The 18,788-nt window shown below is 60.9% G+C and carries 11 protein-coding genes and 1 pseudogene; 7 read left to right on the top strand and 5 right to left on the bottom strand.

The features are described from left to right. Nucleotides 1–100: 100 nt before the first annotated feature. Nucleotides 101–2,620: an excinuclease ABC subunit UvrA gene (locus WDM24_RS05460; RefSeq protein ID WP_338830684.1), complete on the bottom strand. Its 2,520-nt coding sequence runs from the start codon at nt 2,618–2,620 to the stop codon at nt 101–103. Nucleotides 2,621–2,688: 68 nt separating this feature from the next. Between WDM24_RS05460 and WDM24_RS05455 the strand changes: the two are divergent. From WDM24_RS05455 to WDM24_RS05435, 5 genes and pseudogenes are all read left to right on the top strand, one after another. Next, a pseudogene (locus WDM24_RS05455) lies at nt 2,689–3,982 on the top strand (DUF763 domain-containing protein). A gap of 544 nt (nt 3,983–4,526) precedes the next feature. Continuing rightward, nucleotides 4,527–5,669 carry a YihY/virulence factor BrkB family protein gene (locus WDM24_RS05450; RefSeq protein ID WP_338832585.1) on the top strand — a complete coding sequence of 381 codons (1,143 nt, stop codon included), beginning with the start codon at nt 4,527–4,529 and terminating at the stop codon, nt 5,667–5,669. A 1-nt stretch (nt 5,670) separates the two neighbouring features. Beyond that, nucleotides 5,671–6,186: an inorganic diphosphatase gene (locus WDM24_RS05445; protein WP_338830683.1), complete on the top strand. Its 516-nt coding sequence runs from the start codon at nt 5,671–5,673 to the stop codon at nt 6,184–6,186. 13 nt (nt 6,187–6,199) lie between these two features. After that, nucleotides 6,200–7,882: a helix-hairpin-helix domain-containing protein gene (locus WDM24_RS05440; RefSeq protein ID WP_414645813.1), complete on the top strand. Its 1,683-nt coding sequence runs from the start codon at nt 6,200–6,202 to the stop codon at nt 7,880–7,882. Continuing rightward, nucleotides 7,879–8,436 (top strand): MOSC domain-containing protein, encoded by a 558-nt coding sequence (locus WDM24_RS05435; protein WP_166299010.1) that lies wholly within the window; start codon nt 7,879–7,881, stop codon nt 8,434–8,436. Before WDM24_RS05440 ends, WDM24_RS05435 begins: the two co-directional genes overlap by 4 nt. A gap of 17 nt (nt 8,437–8,453) precedes the next feature. Here WDM24_RS05435 and WDM24_RS05430 read toward each other — a convergent pair whose 3' ends face one another. Further along, a complete protein-coding gene (locus WDM24_RS05430; protein WP_338830681.1) occupies nt 8,454–8,816 on the bottom strand; it encodes a hypothetical protein in 363 nt (120 codons plus the stop codon). A gap of 1,190 nt (nt 8,817–10,006) precedes the next feature. Here WDM24_RS05430 and WDM24_RS05425 point away from each other — a divergent pair. Continuing rightward, nucleotides 10,007–11,902, top strand: a complete 1,896-nt coding sequence (locus WDM24_RS05425) for a reverse transcriptase domain-containing protein (RefSeq protein ID WP_338830680.1) — start codon at nt 10,007–10,009, stop codon at nt 11,900–11,902. Nucleotides 11,903–12,190: 288 nt separating this feature from the next. Here the strand turns inward: WDM24_RS05425 and WDM24_RS05420 are convergent, their stop codons facing one another. Continuing rightward, nucleotides 12,191–12,442: a hypothetical protein gene (locus tag WDM24_RS05420; protein ID WP_338830679.1), complete on the bottom strand. Its 252-nt coding sequence runs from the start codon at nt 12,440–12,442 to the stop codon at nt 12,191–12,193. A 51-nt stretch (nt 12,443–12,493) separates the two neighbouring features. Continuing rightward, on the bottom strand, nt 12,494–13,585 hold the full coding sequence (locus WDM24_RS05415) for an ABC transporter substrate-binding protein (protein WP_338830678.1): 1,092 nt from the start codon (nt 13,583–13,585) through the stop codon (nt 12,494–12,496). Nucleotides 13,586–13,844: 259 nt separating this feature from the next. Here WDM24_RS05415 and WDM24_RS05410 point away from each other — a divergent pair, with 259 nt between their 5' ends. Next, complete coding sequence (locus WDM24_RS05410) at nt 13,845–17,252, top strand: molybdopterin-dependent oxidoreductase (RefSeq protein WP_338830677.1); 3,408 nt, start codon at nt 13,845–13,847, stop codon at nt 17,250–17,252. Nucleotides 17,253–17,554: 302 nt separating this feature from the next. On the opposite strand, the gene WDM24_RS05405 is transcribed toward WDM24_RS05410, so the two are convergent. Next, nucleotides 17,555–18,745 carry an MFS transporter gene (locus WDM24_RS05405; RefSeq protein ID WP_338830676.1) on the bottom strand — a complete coding sequence of 397 codons (1,191 nt, stop codon included), beginning with the start codon at nt 18,743–18,745 and terminating at the stop codon, nt 17,555–17,557. Nucleotides 18,746–18,788 lie beyond the last annotated feature (43 nt).

Here is an 18,788-nt window from a genome sequence, read left to right as displayed (position 1 = left end):
CCTGCAATGACTTTTCGCGTCGCCATCATCGCCTGATGTCGCCTACGATCCGCTCCCAAGGCCACGCCACGTTGTCGCTGGCACGGAGTTCGACTTGCAGTTAGAGTGCCTTCGCCAGATACGTCGCTGTCGGACTTCCGGATAGTGCGACCTGCTTCGGCGGCCCCGACGCCACGATGCGGCCACCTTCATCGCCTGCTGCAGGGCCCACATCGACGATCCAATCGCTGTTCGCAGCGACCGACATGTCGTGCTCGACCAGGACGATGGTGTTGCCGGCGTCGACAAGCCCTTGAAGCTGCCTGTCCAGCTTCCGGACGTCGGACGGGTGGAGGCCGGTCGTCGGTTCGTCAAGAACGTAGAGCGTCCCGCCGCGCTGCGCTCGCTGCAGCTCGGTGGCGAGCTTGACGCGCTGCGCCTCGCCTCCGGAGAGCTCGGTCGCCGACTGCCCGAGCCGGATGTAGCCCAGCCCGACCTCACGCAGCACGCCCAGCGACCGGGAAAGCGCGTCATCGCCTTCAAAGAACTCGAAGGCCGCATCGACAGTCATCGCCAGCACGTCCGCGATCGACTTGTCGCGGATCTTGATCTCGAGCGTCTTCGCATTGTAGCGCGCTCCCTTGCAGGTCGGGCATGGCGTATAGACGCTGGGAAGAAAAAGAAGCTCAACGCAAACGTAGCCCTCGCCCTCGCAGGTCTCGCAGCGGCCCTTGGCGACGTTGAACGAGAACCGCCCAGCGTCGTATCGCCTTGCGCGCGCCTGCTTCGTCGCGGCGAACAGCTTGCGTACGTGATCGAGCAGCCCGGTGTAGGTTGCCAGATTGGACCGCGGCGTCCGTCCGATCGGTTTCTGGTCGACGACGACGAGCCGCTTGACCCGATCCAGGCCTGCGGCGATCTCGCCGCCCATTGTCCGCACCGTCTCCTCCAGTTCGCCTTCGTCCGGATCCGCCTCCCGACGATGACCCAGCCGCTCCGCGACCGCCTCGACGAGAAACTGGCTCACGAGAGAGGACTTCCCCGATCCCGAGACGCCGGTCACGCAGGTAAGGACGCCGAGAGGAAGATCGGTATCCAGGCCGTCGAGGTTGTTCCGCGTCACGCCCCGCAGCTTCAGCCAGCCGGTCGGCTCCCGAACCTTTCGCGTCGGCTCCGCGATGTCGCCGAACAGGAAGCGTCGAGTCTGCGATGCCTCCACTTCGGCCAGACCGGCGAGCCGACCGCTGTAGAGTATCTCGCCGCCCTGCGCTCCCGCGGCGGGTCCGACATCGACGATCCAGTCTGCCCTGCGCACCACGTCGAGTTCGTGTTCGACGACGAACAGCGAGTTGCCCGTGGCCTTCAGACGATTCAGCGCTCGCATCAACGCCTCAGTGTCCGCCGGGTGCAGGCCGGCAGATGGCTCGTCCAAAACGTAGACGACGCCGAACAGGTTGGATCGGACCTGCGTCGCGAGCCGAAGCCGCTGTAGTTCGCCCGGAGACAACGTCGGAGTGCTTCGCTCGAGCGTGAGGTACCCCAGGCCGAGATCCAGCAGGACCTCGAGACGTCCCGCGAGATCCTCGGCGATCCTTTGCACGACGAGCGCCTTCTCGGGATGAGCCTCGTCCTGCTCGGCTCGGTCGATGTACGGCTTGACGAGCGCGTCCAGCTTCTTCAGCGGCAGGCGCGACGTCTCGGCGATGTCCAAGCCTGCGAATTTGACGGTGAGCGCTTCCGGCTTGAGCCGTTTGCCCTTGCAGACCGGGCAGTCGGCGCTCGACAGGAACTGCGCCACGCGCCGCTTCATCATCGCGCTCGGCGTGGTGGCATAAGTTTGGAGAACGTACTTCCGGGCTCCCGTGAAGGTGCCCATGTAGCTCGGCTCTTCCTTTCTCTTCAGGGCCCGGCGCGTTTCGGCGGGAGTGTATCCGGCATAGACCGGCACGGTCGGCTGCTCCTCCGTGAAGAGGATCCAGTCGCGATCCTTCTTCGGCAGCTCCCGCCACGGCTTGTCCACGTCGTATCCCAGCGTCACCAGGATGTCCCTCAGGTTCTGACCCTGCCAGGCCGTCGGCCAGGCCGCGACCGCCCGGTCCCGGATGGTCAACGTATCGTCGGGCACCAGGCTAAGTTCGTCGACCCGATAGACCCGCCCGATGCCGTGACAATTGGGGCAGGCGCCTTCCGGCGTGTTGGGCGAGAAGGATTCCGCATAAAGCAACGGCTGGCCGCGCGGATAGTCGCCGGCGCGCGAGTAGAGCATCCGCAGCAGATTCGACAACGTGGTGACACTTCCCACCGAGGACCTGGTCGTGGGCGATCCCCGTTGCTGCTGCAGCGCGACGGCCGGCGGCAGTCCTTCGACGACGTCGACATCGGGAACCTGCATCTGATGGAATAGCCGGCGCGCGTAGGGCGATACGGATTCGAGATAACGCCGCTGCGCCTCCGCGTACAACGTTCCGAACGCCAGCGACGACTTGCCAGATCCGGAGACCCCGGTGAAAACCACGAGTTCGTTGCGGGGAATGTCGAGCGAGACATTCTTGAGATTGTGCTCCCGTGCTCCTCTGACCTGGACGAAGCCGTCACGCGAAGCGGACGGTGGTTCTCTCCTCTTTCTGGCTTTCGCATCCATCCGGGTTAGAAGCCCAGCCGGGTGGCTCGGTTCCCAAGTCGTGCGATAGGGAACCGTTTAGCCGACGGATGGAGCGGGCTTGGCCTGCTATACTGGCAACAATTAGGGTTTCGATTCGAAACCGCTCCGGCACGGCAATCCTTCCGCTTCATGGTGGCCGCGTGCCGCCGTGGTTGGCGACGCGCATGTCCTCGCTGGGCGCGGTTATCGCGCAGGCGATAGTGCTCCATTACGGCCGCGACGAGTTCTTGCGTCGCCTGTCCCACCCGTTTTGGTTCCAGTCCTTCGGGGCCATTATGGGCATGGACTGGCACTCTTCCGGCATCACGACGAGCGTGATCGGCGCGCTCAAGCGCGGGCTGGGCCCCCTGTCCGGCGAGCTCGGCATCCACGTCTGCGGCGGCCGCGGTCATCATTCACGGAAAACGCCGGATGAATTGCGCCGCCTCAGCGAAAGGACCGGTTTCGACGGCGATCGCCTGACCCGCGCCAGCCGGCTAGTGGCAAAGGTGGACAGCGCTGCAGTCCAGGACGGCTTTGACCTGTACCTACATGGGTTCATCGTGACCGACGACGGCAAATGGACGGTCGTGCAGCAGGGCATGAACGGCGGCAGCAAAGTGCGCTCGCCGCTATCATTGGCATTCCGAGGACCTGACGAGCTTCGTCGAGCAGCCGCACAGCGCGATCGACGGCCCCTTTCAGGGCGAGATCGTCAATCTCACTGACAAGCGCGCCGCGATGTCGCGCTCGGCCCAATTGCAACTACTTGCAGACTGCGGTCCGGACGGCATTGTTTCCGAACTTCGGTCCTTGTCGGGCGAAGAGCCACTGCAGGCGACGCTTCCTCACCTCGTCATGCCAGCGCACCACGACGTCCGCCCTGGCGACGTCTTCGTCCGGCGTCTACACGGCACGCTCGCGGCTGCCGCGGAACGAGGTCCCGCGGACTTCTCCGAACTGCTTCTGACGCCGGGGGTCGGCGCGCGCACGGTTCAGTCGCTCGCCATGGTCGCCGAAGTCGTGCACGGCGCACCCTATCGCTTCCAGGATCCGGCTCGCTTCTCGCTGGCGCATGGCGGCAAGGACCGTCATCCCTTCCCTGTCCCGATCAAGGTGTACGACGAAACCATCCGCGTGATGAAGTCGGCGGTCCATAAGGCGAAGCTCGGGCGCGACGAGGAGATGCAGGCGCTGAAGCACCTGGACACCCAGGCGCGGCGGCTCGAAGGATTTGTCGAAGGACCGTCGCTAAGTTCATTCATCGCAGGCGAGCGCGCAATATCGCCCGAGCTGGGTGGACGCTCGGTATTCGGTTGGGAGAACGACCCGGCGGAACGCGCCAAGAATCGGACCGGCTAGGCAGCGCGATGATGTCCAGAACGTTGCGTGCGGCCATCTGCTTTACTTTGTCCATGATGCATTGAGACAGCTCCTTTTTCGGCCTTCAGCTGAGGATAGACGTCCCATGCCGAAGCGGTAAGCCCAAGGTATGTTGCGTGGAGTTGTTGCGTGACGTTCGCGCGTCGGAAGTCCGAGCTCGACGTCAAAGCGATCTTCCCCGATTTCGTAGAGCCTGCTCTAGTGACGCCGACGAGAAGTGCCGTCCCGATCGGGTGGCTTACGAAACCAAGTCGACGGGTACTTCGTCCACATCCAGATGCGCAACGAGGAGCGCTCGAAGACGGCCTACCCTTCCAATCGCCCGCCAAAGAACTTCTCCGGCAGAAAGGCGGAAACCTCATTCTTGAAATCGGCGATCGACATCGGCCGCCCCCTGCGCATGAATGCCGGCACCGCCTTTGCGGTCGGCATCGACAATCGGGTTCGTTCCTGCGAGGACACCGAAGGAACGATCTACCCTGCCGCGGCTTGTTTTGGAAACCGGAATCATCCTTTCAGATCGATGATCGATAGATCCAGAACACCGAAGCCGCCCGTCCGGTCGTCGGATGCCGGATGGCCTATTTTTTCCTTGGCAGCGCTGCTGGCCGTTGCCGTCGCAATCGACTATCTATTCCCGCCATCCAAGCACAGTCAGGCCGTTCCGTTCGAACGAGCCGAGCCGGACGACCGTGTGTCCGCGGCAGCGGACAGCGTCGCCGATCGAGGCCGCGGGGCGACGACGCCGTCGGAGATTCCGCTGCGCGGTTGGAAGGACATTCTGCTGCGGGTTTACGACAACATTTCGAAGCACCGGGTGCTCGCACTCGCGGCCGGCATGACCTATTACAGCATCCTCGCCATCTTTCCGGCGATCGCGGCCCTCGTCGCTCTGTACGGCCTTTTCTCCGACCCCGCGACAATCGCGAAGCATCTCGATCAGGCCGCAGGGTTTCTGCCCAGCGGCGCCATCGACATCGCGCGGGAGCAGCTCACCCGGGTAACTTCGAAAGGGTCGCAGACCTTGGGCGTGACGTTCCTCATCGGACTTGCGACATCGCTCTGGAGCGCCAATGCCGCGATGAAATCCCTTTTCGACACGCTCAATATCGTACACGGCGAGGAAGATAGTCGTGGATTCTTCAAACTCAATGCCATCTCGCTCGGCTTCACGATCGGCGGCGTCGCGTTCATCCTAGCCGCCCTCGGCTCGATCGTCGTCGTGCCGGTCGCGCTGCAATACGTCGGGCTTTCCGACGCCGGCGACTTGCTGCTGCGCATCGGCCGGTGGCCGGCGATGTACCTCCTGCTCGCCTTCGCGCTCGCCGTGATCTACCGTTACGGACCCGACCGCGAGACCGCGCGGTGGCGATGGGTTACCTGGGGCAGCGCCATCGCCGCCCTGCTGTGGCTGGCCGTCTCCGGCCTGTTCTCGTTCTACGCCGCGAACTTTGGGAAGTTCAACGAGACCTACGGTTCGCTCGGCGCCGTGATTGGCTTCATGACCTGGCTTTGGATCTCGGCCATCGTCGTGCTCTTGGGAGCGGAGATCGACGCCGAGATGGAGCATCAGACCGCGCGGGACACGACGACCGGATCGCCGAAGCCGCTCGGGGCGAGAGGCGCTCGGATGGCCGATACGATCGGCGCGGCACCGGGGGCATGACATGGCCGATCTTCTGAATTTGCCGACCTGGGCCGATGGCGAGTACATCCATGCCGTCGTGGAGACGCCGCGCGGAAGCACGTGCAAGCTCGATCTCGATACGAAGCTCGGGGTCTTCATGCTCGCAAAGCCGCTGATGGCGGGCCTGAGCTATCCGTACGACTGGGGCTTCATTCCTTCCACAAAGGCGCCGGACGGCGACCCGCTCGACGTGCTGATCGTTCACGAGGCCAAGACTTATCCGGGGGTTGTACTCATCTGCCGGCCCGTCGGCGTCCTCGAAGTCGAACAGAAATCCGGAGGCAAGACCGAGCGGAACGACCGCGTGTTCGCGGTCCCAGATCGGTCACCGCTGGAGACCGACCTCAAGGACGTTCGCGATTTGCCATCGCGTGCGCGCGAAGAGCTCGAGGAGTTCTTCCGCGCGACCAATGCGCTCGAGAACAAGGCACTCAGGTTCCTGGGCTGGCGGGGCCCAAAGCATGCCATTAAGACCATCCGCCGGCTGGAGAAGTAGAGGAAGCATGCCGGTGGCCAAGACGGGCGCGCAGCAGGTCGCAAAGCTTCTCAGGGAGTACGCGCGGCGCACCGCGTTGCGCGGTGGCAATCCCTACCGCGCGAAGGCCTATGCGCGGGCCGCGGACAGCGTCGCCGCGCTCGTCGAGCCGCTGGATAGGATCGTCGCCGAGGACAGGCTGACAGATGTCCCGGGGATCGGGGACGCCATCGCCGACATCGTCGCCAAGCTGCATCGAACGGGCACCCATCCGAGCCTGGAAAAACTCCGCAAGGAGGTGCCGGACGGCGTGCTTGAACTACTTTCCGTACCGGGACTGAAGCCGGAGAAGGCGCTACGCCTCCACAACGACCTCGGCATCTCCTCGATCGCCGAACTCGAAGCCGCAGCCAAGGACGATCGCATCAGGAAGGCCAAAGGCCTCGGGGCGGCGTTGCAAACGAAGATCCTGCAGAACCTCGCGATCGCGAGAAGCGGCGCCGGCAGGCTGCATATCCATCGCGCAGCGGCATTGCTGCAGAACGGAGCCGCATCTCTGAAGGCCGCGCATCCGAAACTCAAGCGCATCACCATCGCCGGTGACTTTCGCCGAGGCTGCGAGCTCGTCGGGGATATGTCGATCGTAGCCGAGAGGTCTGTCTCCGAAGAAAGCGACGAGGACGCGACCACAGAAGGCCTCAAGGTCCGAATCGTCGAGCGCAAGCGCTTCGGTGCCGCGCTGCTCTTTGCGACCGGATCCGCCGCGCATCTGGAAGGCCTGCGAGCTATTGCGGCCGCCAAGGGTTTGCGGCTAGATCCGGAAGGGCTGCACAAAGGCCTCGGCGCGGTCGCCGCCGAGGAGAAGGATATCTACCGCGCGCTCGGTCTGCCCTATATCGAACCGGAACTCCGGGAGGGCCGAGGCGAGATCGAACGGGCGTTGAAGAACGAGCTGCCGGAAATCATCGCCGACGCCGACCTGAAGGGCATCCTCCATTGCCACACCGACGCCTCGGACGGCACCGAGACGCTTGAGACGATGGCGAAGGCGACGCTGGACCGAGGGTTTCAGTATTTCGGGGTCGCCGACCACTCCAAATCGGCGCACTACGCAGGCGGTCTATCCGTCGAGGAGATCGACCTTCAGCACAAAGAGGCCGACCGGCTCAACAAGCGCTACGGCCGGGACTTCCGAATATTGAAGGGGATCGAGTCCGACATTCTCGCCGACGGCTCGCTCGACTATCCGGAGGACGTCTTGGAACGGTTCGACTTCGTCGTCGCCAGCATCCACGGCCGCTTCAAGCTCGACCGAAAGGCGCAGACAGAGCGCCTCCTGCGGGCGGTTGCGAACCCTTACACTACCATCATCGGCCACATGACGGGCCGCCAACTGCAGCGCCGCCCTGGCTACGAAATCGACGTCGAGACGGTGCTTCGGGCCTGCGCCCGGCACGATGTTGCCGTCGAGATTAACGCGCATCCGTGGCGTCTAGACCTGGATTGGCGCTGGCATCAGGCCGCGCTCGATCTCGGTTGCATGTTGAGCATCAACCCCGACGCCCATTCCATTGCGGAGCTTGACCACATGCATTGGGGCGTGAAGATGGCCCGCAAAGGCGGCGTCCCTGCAGACCGCGTCCTGAACGCAATGCCGCTCGGCGAATTCATGCGGCACCTGAAGCGGAAGCGCCATTTCGCGGCGCACGCCGCATGACGCCGGACGGCGGGGCGCCTCGCGGCGAAGTCGTCGCCGTTTCGATCGACCGCAAGCATCGGTTCAGCAAGGTGCCGCGGCCATCAGTGACGCTCGTCGCCAGCCATGGCGTCGAGGGGGACGCGCACTACGGCCCGTTCGTAAAGCATCGATATTTGGCGCGGCGAAATCCGCGATCACCCAACCTGCGTCAGGTGCATCTCATGCCGAACGAAACGCTCGTCGCCCTGCGCGCCGCCGGCTACGACATCCGACCCGGCGGGCTCGGCGAGAACATCACCACCGCCGGTCTCGATCTCGAAAGCCTGGCTTTGAACTCCGAACTGCAGATCGGAGCATCGGCCCGCATTCGTCTCACCGGCTTGAGAACTCCTTGCGTGCTGATAGATCGCTTTCGCTCCGGCTTGAAGGGACGGCTTGTGAGTGACGACCCTGGGCCGCTCTTCAGAGCCGGAGTCATGGGAATAGTGATCGAAAGCGGCGATGTCTCGGCTGGTGACGTCATCCAGATCGATCTACCTGCGGCACCCCGCTTGCTGCTACCGCCGCTCTGACGCACCACCGGTGCGGTTCAGCCGGTTTCGAGGTCACGAGTGGAACTCTGCTTGTTGGCAAACATGCGCTCCAGAAAAGTGGCTTGCGCGGGCAGAATTTTCTCCTTTGCGGCGTTGATAGCAAACCATTCGGCGCGGTCTACCTCTGGAAATGCCTGGCGGCGTCCGCTCCTGGGCGGCCATTCGATCTCAAACGAATTGCTGATCAGGTTCGTGGGGTCGAAGTCACTTTTTCCCAAAAATGCGATCACTCGCTTCAACGCCTCGATCGCCGCCTCGCTGTGCGGCGTCTTGCGAGCATTCTTCCGCGATTTCTTGAGCTTGCTGAGCGGAATGCGAACCTCGGTTCCGCTTGGTATTCCAACTGACCCGGCCGACATGATCGATCTCCTTTTTGGCTTCTTTGGGTGCAGGGCGCACTCCTCGCCTGCACCCCTGCCCGTCGGCGAGACCGGGGGTAGCAAGTGCCAGGGCGACCCGAGTGGAGGGGGATCGCCCGCCCGAACGGGGCCGCTCGAAGAGCGGGTCTGCACAAGCGTGCGCCTATGTCGTCCCAAGTCGTCAGGGTGAGAAAGCGCGGAAGACCGGGGAGACCGCTCGGGTCGGCGCCGGCGCCAGCCGGAGCTTTACCCTGGCGCGCGCGAGGGGCGGAGCCCCTGAGGTTTCAAGCGTGAGCGTGCTGGGCAACTCGGAAGAAGCGAAATCAAGCGGCGAGTGACAAAATCAGAAAAGGCAGCCGACGAGAGGGCAGTGATAGCGACGCGGGCATGCAATGCCCGCGGGCACCGAGGCGACTGCAGTCGCGAGACCGGTTAACAAGGCACCCGATCGCGGGACAGCGATAGCGACGCCGGCATGCAATGACGGCGGGGCCCGCGGGCGAGTGCCTCCGGCGAGCAACTCATTATTATGTTCCCTTTGCGCGAGGGATCGAAGCCGAACGACGTGCGCCGTTGTGGCGTGAAGAAGAAGGGAGTGTTCGAAAGAATGGAGCCTACTGGTTTGGCTCTTACTTGCCCGACTTACCGGTGTCGGAAACGACTGAGACCTCGAAAGAGGAACGGGACCAGAGCATGTCGGGAAACGTCTCGAAATCGGGCGCCGCAGCCCGGTGGAGAGCACAGAGTAAGGTGTGCATGGTGAAAGCTGTATTGCCTGAATCCAAGTTTCCAGTTGCTAAAGGGTTGGCGGTAGCGAACGCGGCTGACACGCTACGCCACGCGGGGCAAATCGCACCGGCCAGTGCGATCTGCCACCAGTCCGCGTGGGACGACCTCCATCGGAGGGTCAAGGAAGCGAATGGGACACCTAAACACACCGCAACTCCCCACACACGTAACTACGGGATCGCCTGCAGCAGGTTCGTTCGCGAACCTGTATGGCGACGGAGCCGTCGTAGTACCCAAATGCCCAGCGTAATGGCCGGGACAGCCGCCGCAAGGCGGATGATCATGCGTATAAGGCCGGGTGACCGGATTGAAAGCGCCTCCGATCGGGGGAAGGACGATGCCGCCAATAACGGCATTTGCAGTATGCGTAGAGAAGATTCTTCGACGGAAAGGTTCTGCTGATGCAGGCCGTCATCATCCAGAGGAGAATTGAATCACTGCCGACTTTGTCGCGGTCGGGTAAGCGCATAAATGGCCTTCACCGCTTGATGAGATCTCCGTATCTCTTCGAGCGGGCCTACGAAAAGGTCTCCCTCAACAAGGGAGCACTGACGCCAGGTGTTGACGGCAAGACCTTCGACGGCATGTCGCTGACGAAGCTCGCCGACATTGCCAGGCGCGTAGCAGATGGCACTTATCGTTTCCGGCCAGTCCGCCGGGTTCACATCCCGAAGGGCAACGGCAAGACACGACCGCTGGGAATTCCCACGGTGGAAGACCGGCTCGTTCAGGAGGCGGTCAGGATCATCCTCGAAGCGATCTATGAACCTGTGTTCCTCGATGAGTCGCATGGGTTCCGCCCGAGGAGGTCCTGTCACACCGCTCTAAACCTCATCAAGAAGACTTGGACGGGTTGCAAGTGGCTGATCGAAGTGGACGTGCGTGGGTTCTTTGACAACATCGACCATGACGTTCTGCTCACGCTTCTCAAGAAGCGGATCGATGATGATAGATTCATCGGTCTGATCGAAGGAATGCTGAAAGCAGGCTACATGGAAGATTGGGTCCTTGGACGCACGTACAGCGGCACGCCGCAGGGCGGAGTAGTATCGCCCTTGCTCGCCAACATCTATCTGCACGAGCTGGACCAGCACATGCAGAAAATGAAGGCGGGATTCGATAAAGGTCGCGACCGACGCGCATTCCCGCCGTACGCGGCGCTGCAAAGGCGCGTCCTTGGTCTCCGCCGGAAGATTGAGCGGCTGCGCACCGATGGCGCGGAGCTGGCCGAGATCAATGCCGCAATGGCAGAGATCAAAGCCATCAACAAGGAGAGACGGAAAGTGCCTTCCGTCGATCCAATGGACCCCAACTTCAAAAGGCTCCGCTACTGTCGATACGCCGACGACTTCCTGATCGGCATTATCGGCAGCAAGGCGGAGGCTCGTGAAGCCATGGCCTCTGTCGAACGATTCTTGACGGAGACGCTGAAGCTCGCGATCTCGCCCGAGAAGAGTGGGATTCAGGCCGCTTCAAAGGGAGTGACCTTCCTCGGTTACCGTATCGCAGCGTACACGTCCTACGGGGGTGGGCGAAGGTCCAACCGCAAGGGACCGGCAGCACGGACATGGCGTATCACGCGCCGGCCGACTACCGGTAATATTAGCCTACGTGTGCCGCGAAAGCGGATAACCGAGTTCTGCAAACGGAACGGCTATGGCGACCTCGCCAGGAAGACCGGCCGTGCTCGTGAGCAGTTCCTGGTCACCAGCGACTCTGCGACCGTGCTCGCCTACAACTCAGAGTTCCGTGGTTTTGCGAACTATTACTCGTTTGCCGATGACAACAAACGCGCCTTGGGAGCGTTGGAGCTTGTTGTGTTCCGCAGCCTCATCAAGACGCTGGCGTTGCGACATCGAACGACGAGGGCGCGGATCATGGCCCGTCTGTGGAAAGGCACGGACTACGAGGTTAGTTCTGTAGTCCGGGGCAAGCTTCGCACAATCAAACTGTGGAGACTGAAGCACCTCACGCGAACCTTCTGGATAAGTCCAGTAATTGACGATGTCACAAGGGGTGCGTGGTGGGTCAGAAACTCGAATGACCTAATCGACCGGTTGAATGCTCGCCGATGCGAAGCATGCAGCGGCACGACAGGGCCGTTCGAGATGCATCACCTCCGCCGTGTTCGAGACCTGCGAAGTGGGTCGCTGATAGTCTGGAAACGATCTGGCTGGCGGCGCAAGACCATCGTCTTGTGCCCGTCGTGCCGGGCGACCGTTTCCGGTCGAGAGCACTCGCACATGGAAAGCCGTGTGCATCGCAAAGGTGCCCGCACGGTTTGGGGGGAGGCGTAGGAACATCCTCCGCGGAGGTGTTCCACGCCTACCCTACCGAGACGCCACGCGGCTCGGTTCATAAGAGCCCCGTCCGCGACCAGCGGACACGCCCAACACAACGAAAATAGCGCCCTACCTCCTCTGTCTAATGGAACGCTTCGCCGTTGTCCTAAGCCGATTTCGCGGATGCATTACCGCTTCCACAGCCCCAGATAACCTACTCCATCGGCCCTTACGGCAACGGCAAGGATGACAAGCTCTCGCTCGCCGACGCGCGGCGCGAGCGGGACAAGGCCAAGGACCTGCTCAGGACGGCAAAGACCCGAGCACCGAGAAACGGTTCGACAGGCACAGGGCGCTGCCCGGTCTTTCGAGCAATTGGCCGACGAGTGACTTGCGAAGATGAAGGTTGGGAAAATCAAACGCGACAGGATCGTCGCGCTGGGCGACGCCAAGTCTATCGAGTCGCCTGAGTTGCGCCTCGGTTACGTCAAAACTCGTTTCGGCAGCTGTGAAGGCCAGGACATCAAGGGTCCAGACGCGCTCGCTCGCGTTCATGCGTCTAGCGCCGGAACCCTCGCCATCATGCTTAGCGCAACGATCGGCGAGTTAACGAACTGATCCGAGGTCAAACTCTTTCGCTTGTTTAATGATGGCGTTACGATCGTAGTTATTGATTTCGCCGATCAGGTCATTGGTGTACATTCGCGAAGTCGGCACCGGGCGGGCTATCTGCCCCCCTGCCAGCAGAAAACTGCTCAAGTTGTTCCAATCTTCTTCAACGAAGAGTCCGTTCTGTCCGCTGGTTTTAGCACTTGTCCACCCAGGACTTCGTACCTCGAGGATCTTCAGCCCTTGAGCGAGGGCCTTCTCGGCATCCAGTTCCCTGGGACGGCTCTCCGGATAAACTTTCCAGGTGATCAAGACTGCTGCAACCGGGTTGGCGTTGGTAAAATCGATCGCCTTTGATACCGCTCGCGCAAATCCGATCAGCATTTGCGGATTGTTTCTAATGACGTCATTCTTTGCCAAAAGCGATAGATCTGGCAGTGTCTCCAATTTCTCACTGATATCGAGATTGCGGAGCGCGAGGCCGCTGAGTCCGAACCGGACGTTAGCCACATCCCAAAACGCGATCGCATCGACGATCTTTTGCCGCACGGCGCTCACGGCCTGGGAGCCGACTCCGATGGGAATAAACGTAACGTCCTTTTCTGGATCCAACCCCGCTGAACGCACATAAGCTTTGCCGTACGTGACGCCACCGCTTCCCAACGATGGGATACCAATTTTCTTTCCTCGAAGCTCTGCAGCCGATCTTATGTCACTGTCCGCCGGCACGGACAGAGACCAGATATTGCGATAACAATAATTGTAGAAGTAGCGAACATCCAACGGCGCCACTGAATTCTCTTGCATGCCGATCACGGCCTGCGCAGGACTGGCAGCGCCAAGATTTGCGTTACCAGAGGCAACTTGAATTGCGATTTCGTTCGACCCGCCGACGGTGAGCAGATCTACATCGAGCCCCTCCCGGCTGAAATAGCCCAGATACTTCGCGACGATAAAAGGCGCCTGCGATTCATCCATACTTCGCACGCCGATCAAAGCCTGGACCGTGTCGGCCGCGAGCGCGGGTTGGCCACAGTGCGCACCAAAGGAAACTATCCAGGCAAAAAGAAACAGTCGCAGATTGCTCACGCCCGCCCTCCTGACGAAGATGTGGCCAAGGCCGATACCAATTTCCAGCAGTTGGGAAACTTTATCTGAATGTGACCAGCGGATTCATACACGTGTTGACCGATTAGTCAACATTGCGTAGGATTACCGTAATTCGTCGGTGAACATGCCTGCTTGCGCTCGACCGGCTCGTACCGTCGCAACTCTTTTGCAACTCAAGAAAAATCGGCTTGACGGCAAAGAGCACTCCAAGAGCGCGTTACACTTGCGGAAGTCGGCAATGGTCGAAATTCAAAGTTTCTGCACGCTGTGCGGCTCGCAATGCGGAACGATCAATGTCGTCGAGAACGGTCGGCTGGTCGCCGTGCGAAATGATCCCAGTCATCCCACCGGGCACGCCGTCTGTCCAAAAGGACGGGCTGGCCCGGAGATTGTGGCCGCAAACAATCGAATCCTTTATCCGATGCGCCGCACGCGGCCAAAGACGGATCCTGATCCAGGGTGGGTACGCATTTCCTGGGACGAGGCTCTCGATCTGTGTGCTGGAAAGTTACTCGATATCCGAGAACGCTACGGGGCCGAAGGAGTCGCTTTTGCTGTAACGACGAAAAGCGGAACCGGGATCGCTGACAGCATCGAATGGATTGATCGATTCATCCGCTTGTTTGGAAGCCCGAACATCGCGAGTTCCACTGACGTTTGCAATTGGCATAGGTACGTCGCGCATCGGTTCACCTTCGGGGTCGGTATGCCAACTGCCGACTATGCACATGCAGAGCTAATTATCCTCTGGGGACATAATCCTTCCAGCACCTGGCTGGCTCAAGCGGACGCGATTGCGCGTGGCCGAGCGAATGGTGCGGCCATGATCGTCGTCGATCCGCGAGCGACTCCCCTTGCCATCGACGCCGACGTTTGGCTCCAAGTTCGACCAGGCACCGATGCCGCCTTGGCGCTTGGCATGTCCAACCTCTTGATCCAGGAAGGAGGAGTCGACCTAGACTTTCTCAGGCAGTGGACCAACGCGCCGATTCTTGTGCGTGAGTCCGACGGGCTGTTTCTAAGGGCGCGGGATCTCCTGTATTGCCAGGGTGACGGGACAGCGCAGCAATTCGTTGCGTGGGACATTCGGACCGATGAACCTTGCATCTATGATACGACCCGCCTGCTCGACATCGATACTGCCCACCGATTGGCTCTGACCGGGCTGTATGAAGTCCCGGGTCATCGTGGCGAGGCGATCGCGTGCAGGCCAGCTTTTGATCACTTCCGGAGAGCCTGCGCCGCTTGGACGCCCGATCGGGTCGAGCAGGTAACCGGAGTTCCACGCGAAAAGCTGAAAGCCGCTGCATCGCTCATGGCGAGCCGCAGAAAAATTGCCTACCACGCTTGGACAGGCATTGGTCAAAGCAGCAACGCGACTCAGATTGAGCGTGCGGTCGCCACGCTCTACGCTCTTCGCGGCTGCTTCGATGAGATCGGCGGGAACCGCATCTTCGGCAAGCAGCCCGTGGAAAGGGTCGACTCCGCTTCCCTCCTCGCCGAGGCGCAATCGCGCAAGACCCTTGGACGCGACATCCGTCCGATCGGACCTGCGGTCGAAGGACGCGTGAAGCCGCTCGACGTCTACCGCGCCATCATGACTGGCGATCCCTATCCGATCCGTGCGCTCGTGGGTTTCGGGTCCAATCATCTCCTCACGCAGGGAAACACCGAGGAGATTCGCCGAGGGCTGGAAATCGTAGACTTTTATGTCCACAGCGACATCGTAGAGACCCCTGTGGCTCGTTATGCCGACGTCCTGCTGCCGGCAAGCACTCCATGGGAGCGGGAAGGCCTACGGGTCGGTTTCGGCATTAGTGAAGCCGCCCAGAATCTGATTCAATTGCGTCCGGCCGTGCTAACGCCGCGGGGAGAAGCACGCTCCGATCTGGAAATCGTATTTGCGCTCGCCAAACGCCTGGGTATGGGTAACCAGTTCTTCCACGGCGACATCGACGCTGGTTGGAACTACATGCTGGCTCCTCTCGGGATCACCGTCCAGGACCTGCGAGCGAATGACGGCAAAATTGTTCGTCCGATCGAACATGCCGCACGCAAATATACCCATCTGGATGCCGAGGATCGCGTGGCTGGCTTCCAGACTGAAACGAGACGGGTTGAGTTCTACTCTGAACTGCTGCTCCGACATCGTCAATCTCCTGTACCGATCCATGCGGAAGAGGACGTCGATCGCTTACTTTACCCGTTTACGCTGATTAGCATGAAGAACGGCGTCTTCTGCCATAGTCAGCACCGCGGGATCGCCTCCCTGAGGCGGCGTGCCAGCCGACCGACAATCCGATTGCATGGGAGTGCCGCGCGCCTGAAGAACATCAGTGACGGGCACACTGTCGAAGTCACAAGCCGTCACGGGTCCACACGGTTCGTGGCTGAGATCGACAATACTCTCGCATCCGACGTACTGGCCGCCGACTTCGGTTGGTGGGAGGCCTGTGAACCGCTCGGCAAGCAGTCGTACGCGCTGACAGGGGCGGCCAGTTCCAATTTTAACAGCCTTGTGTCTGCCGAGACACGCGATCCGGTCAGCGGCTCTGTCAACCATCGTGCGGTCGCGTGCAATATCCGGTGTGTCGGTAATTCCGGGAATCGCTTATGGCAAGGATTTAGGCGCTTCACCGTGTCGCATCTGCACCTGGAATCAGACTCAGCCCTCGCCATTTCGCTGTCACCAAAGGAAGGCGACGCGCTGCCCGACTACCAACCCGGCCAGCACGTTCGCATCAGAGTGACGCATCCCGGCACCGGCAAACTTCTAACGCGCGCCTATTCATTGACTGGAGCGGCTGGCACTGAAAATCACTCGGAATACAAGATTTGCGTAGGTCGCGCGTCAGCCGGCGACGCCTCAACCTCTCTCTCGTCTCTCATACGTGAGACTCTCAAGGTGGGAGATATGGTCGACGTCGAAGCTCCGAGCGGCGCCTTTACGATGCCGACGGCATCATCCGTTCCGCTGATCTTGATCGCCACCGGCATCGGCATTACTCCGTTTATGAGTCTCCTGAATTCGCTTGATGGCGATCGAATGCCTCCCGTTACTTTGTTGTACGGCAACAGAAATGGCTTGGAGCACGCGTTCAAACACAAACTTCGAGCTCTTGCAAAACGGCTGCCGCGACTAACAGTCAGAATCTTTTACAGCCGGCCACGCGCCTCAGACGCGCTAGGACACGACTTCGATGTCCACGGCCGCCTCGACGCCGCTCAAATCGACGCCTCACTGGTCGCGAAGCGCCCTCGCTTCTATCTGTGCGGCTCCGATCAAATGGTGACATCGATAACAATGGGCCTGGTTTCCTTCGGTGTACCGAAGTTCGATATTTATAGAGAAGTATTTATCTCGCCGACAAACACGCTCGATGAAGGCGTGCGCCCTTGCTCAGTCTCGTTCAAACGATCTGGCATTTCTTTCCAATGGGGTCCTAAAGACGGCACACTGCTCGAATGCGCGGAGCGGTTGGGCATACGCGCGCCGAGCGGCTGTCGCGTCGGGCAGTGCGAGAGCTGTGCAGTGCGAGTACTGGCCGGAAGCACAAGGCAGCTCTCCGGTGCGGTACCGGAAGATTCTGACACGGTGTTCACGTGCAGAGCGGTTCCATGCAGCGATCTCGTTCTCGATCTTTAGGGGATATATTCACCTGAAGCGACGCGCCGCAGGCATATCGGCTACGCTCGCGCTTTTGCCCCGGCACGGATCGCAATGCTGAATCGATAGCGACAGCCGTGTTCCGGGCGATCGACTCGACAGAAGTCGAGCGGCGGAATATCGCAGTTCGGCTTCCGCGACGATTCGTTCAGCGCGCCCCTGCTGACGTGGACGATCGCGATCAACGCATCCGCGCTTTCCGCAACACCGCGCGCCATCGAACGGTATTGCCAAGACGACCAGGTTGCCTGCTTCGAACTGCGGTCGGCTTTCCTGACTAACTATCCTTCGATAACCGTGGCGATCGTGATAGGGCGGCCAGCAAGCACTCCCAGGAGGCCCATGAGGACGCAGAGTGCGGCACAGGCAAGTAGCGGAATGGTCCAGCTTCCCACCAGCACGCGCAGGGCACCAATCAAGGGTGGTCCAGCTGCTGCTACAGTGTATCCGACGCTTTGGGCCATGCCGGACAAGACGGCAGCGACGCGCGAGCACGACGCCCGCAGGCCGAGGAATGCCAATCCAAGCACCATAGCAGTGCCTGTCCCGCTTCCGAGCAATAGTGTCCAAAGCGCTGCGAGGCCGGGTTGGAGTGTCAACCCGACAAGACCAGCCGCCGAGAGAACTGATGCCGCAACAGCGATCTTGCAGTGATGATGCGTTCGGTTGATAAACGGGATCAGCGCGAGTGCGGGGATCGCACCGGCGATCTGCATCAGGCCGTGTAGAGAACCAGCTTGTTCAGCCGAATAGCCGCCTGCGGTCAAGATGGATGGAAGCCAGCTGAGCGTCACGTAGTAGACGAAGGAATTCAAGCCCAGGAACAGTGTCACCTGCCAAGCGAGGACGGAAGACCATACGCGATGCTTTTGATCGGCGTATACCCTTTCTACTGTTGCCCCGGTCCAACTATCGAACTTCCAGACCCAGGTAGCGGCACACATCGGCAATGCAGCAGTCGCACCAAGTGCCAATGGCCAACCGACAGCTGATGCTCGTTCGAGCGGGACCGCGATGAACGAGGCGCAGGCAGCAGCGACACTCATCGTCACTGCATACATCGCTGTTAGCGAAGCTATCTCATCCGGAAACTCTCTCTTCGTCAGGCTCGGGAGCAGTACGTTACCAACTGCGATGCCACAACCAATGATGCATGTCCCCAGGTATAGAGACGATGCTGAGCCGGCCGAACGCACGGCTATTCCCGCCAGTATGAGTATCATCGCGCCAAACAACGCTTTCTCCAGTCCATACCTGCCCAGCCATCCCGCAAACGGCGAAACGACGGCGAACGCCAGTAGTGGAAGGGTCGTCAGGAGGCCAGCCTCAGCGGTCCCAAGGTGGAGCGTGCCACTAATGATGTCGGTCATAGGACCGACCACGGTTATCGGCGCACGAAGCGTTGCCGCGATGAACAAGATGCTCCTGATCAAGACCGTTGAGCTGATCACTCGTTTGATGAGCTTGCGCATGTTGGCGAGGCCTCCATATCAGTGCCCGCTCTCTACGCCTTTC

The organism is Bradyrhizobium sp. 27S5 (genome assembly GCF_037217225.1).
Lineage (GTDB): Bacteria > Pseudomonadota > Alphaproteobacteria > Rhizobiales > Xanthobacteraceae > Bradyrhizobium > Bradyrhizobium septentrionale.
Note: the sequence above shows the minus strand (reverse complement) of the source record. Positions and strands in the feature narration are given on the sequence as shown.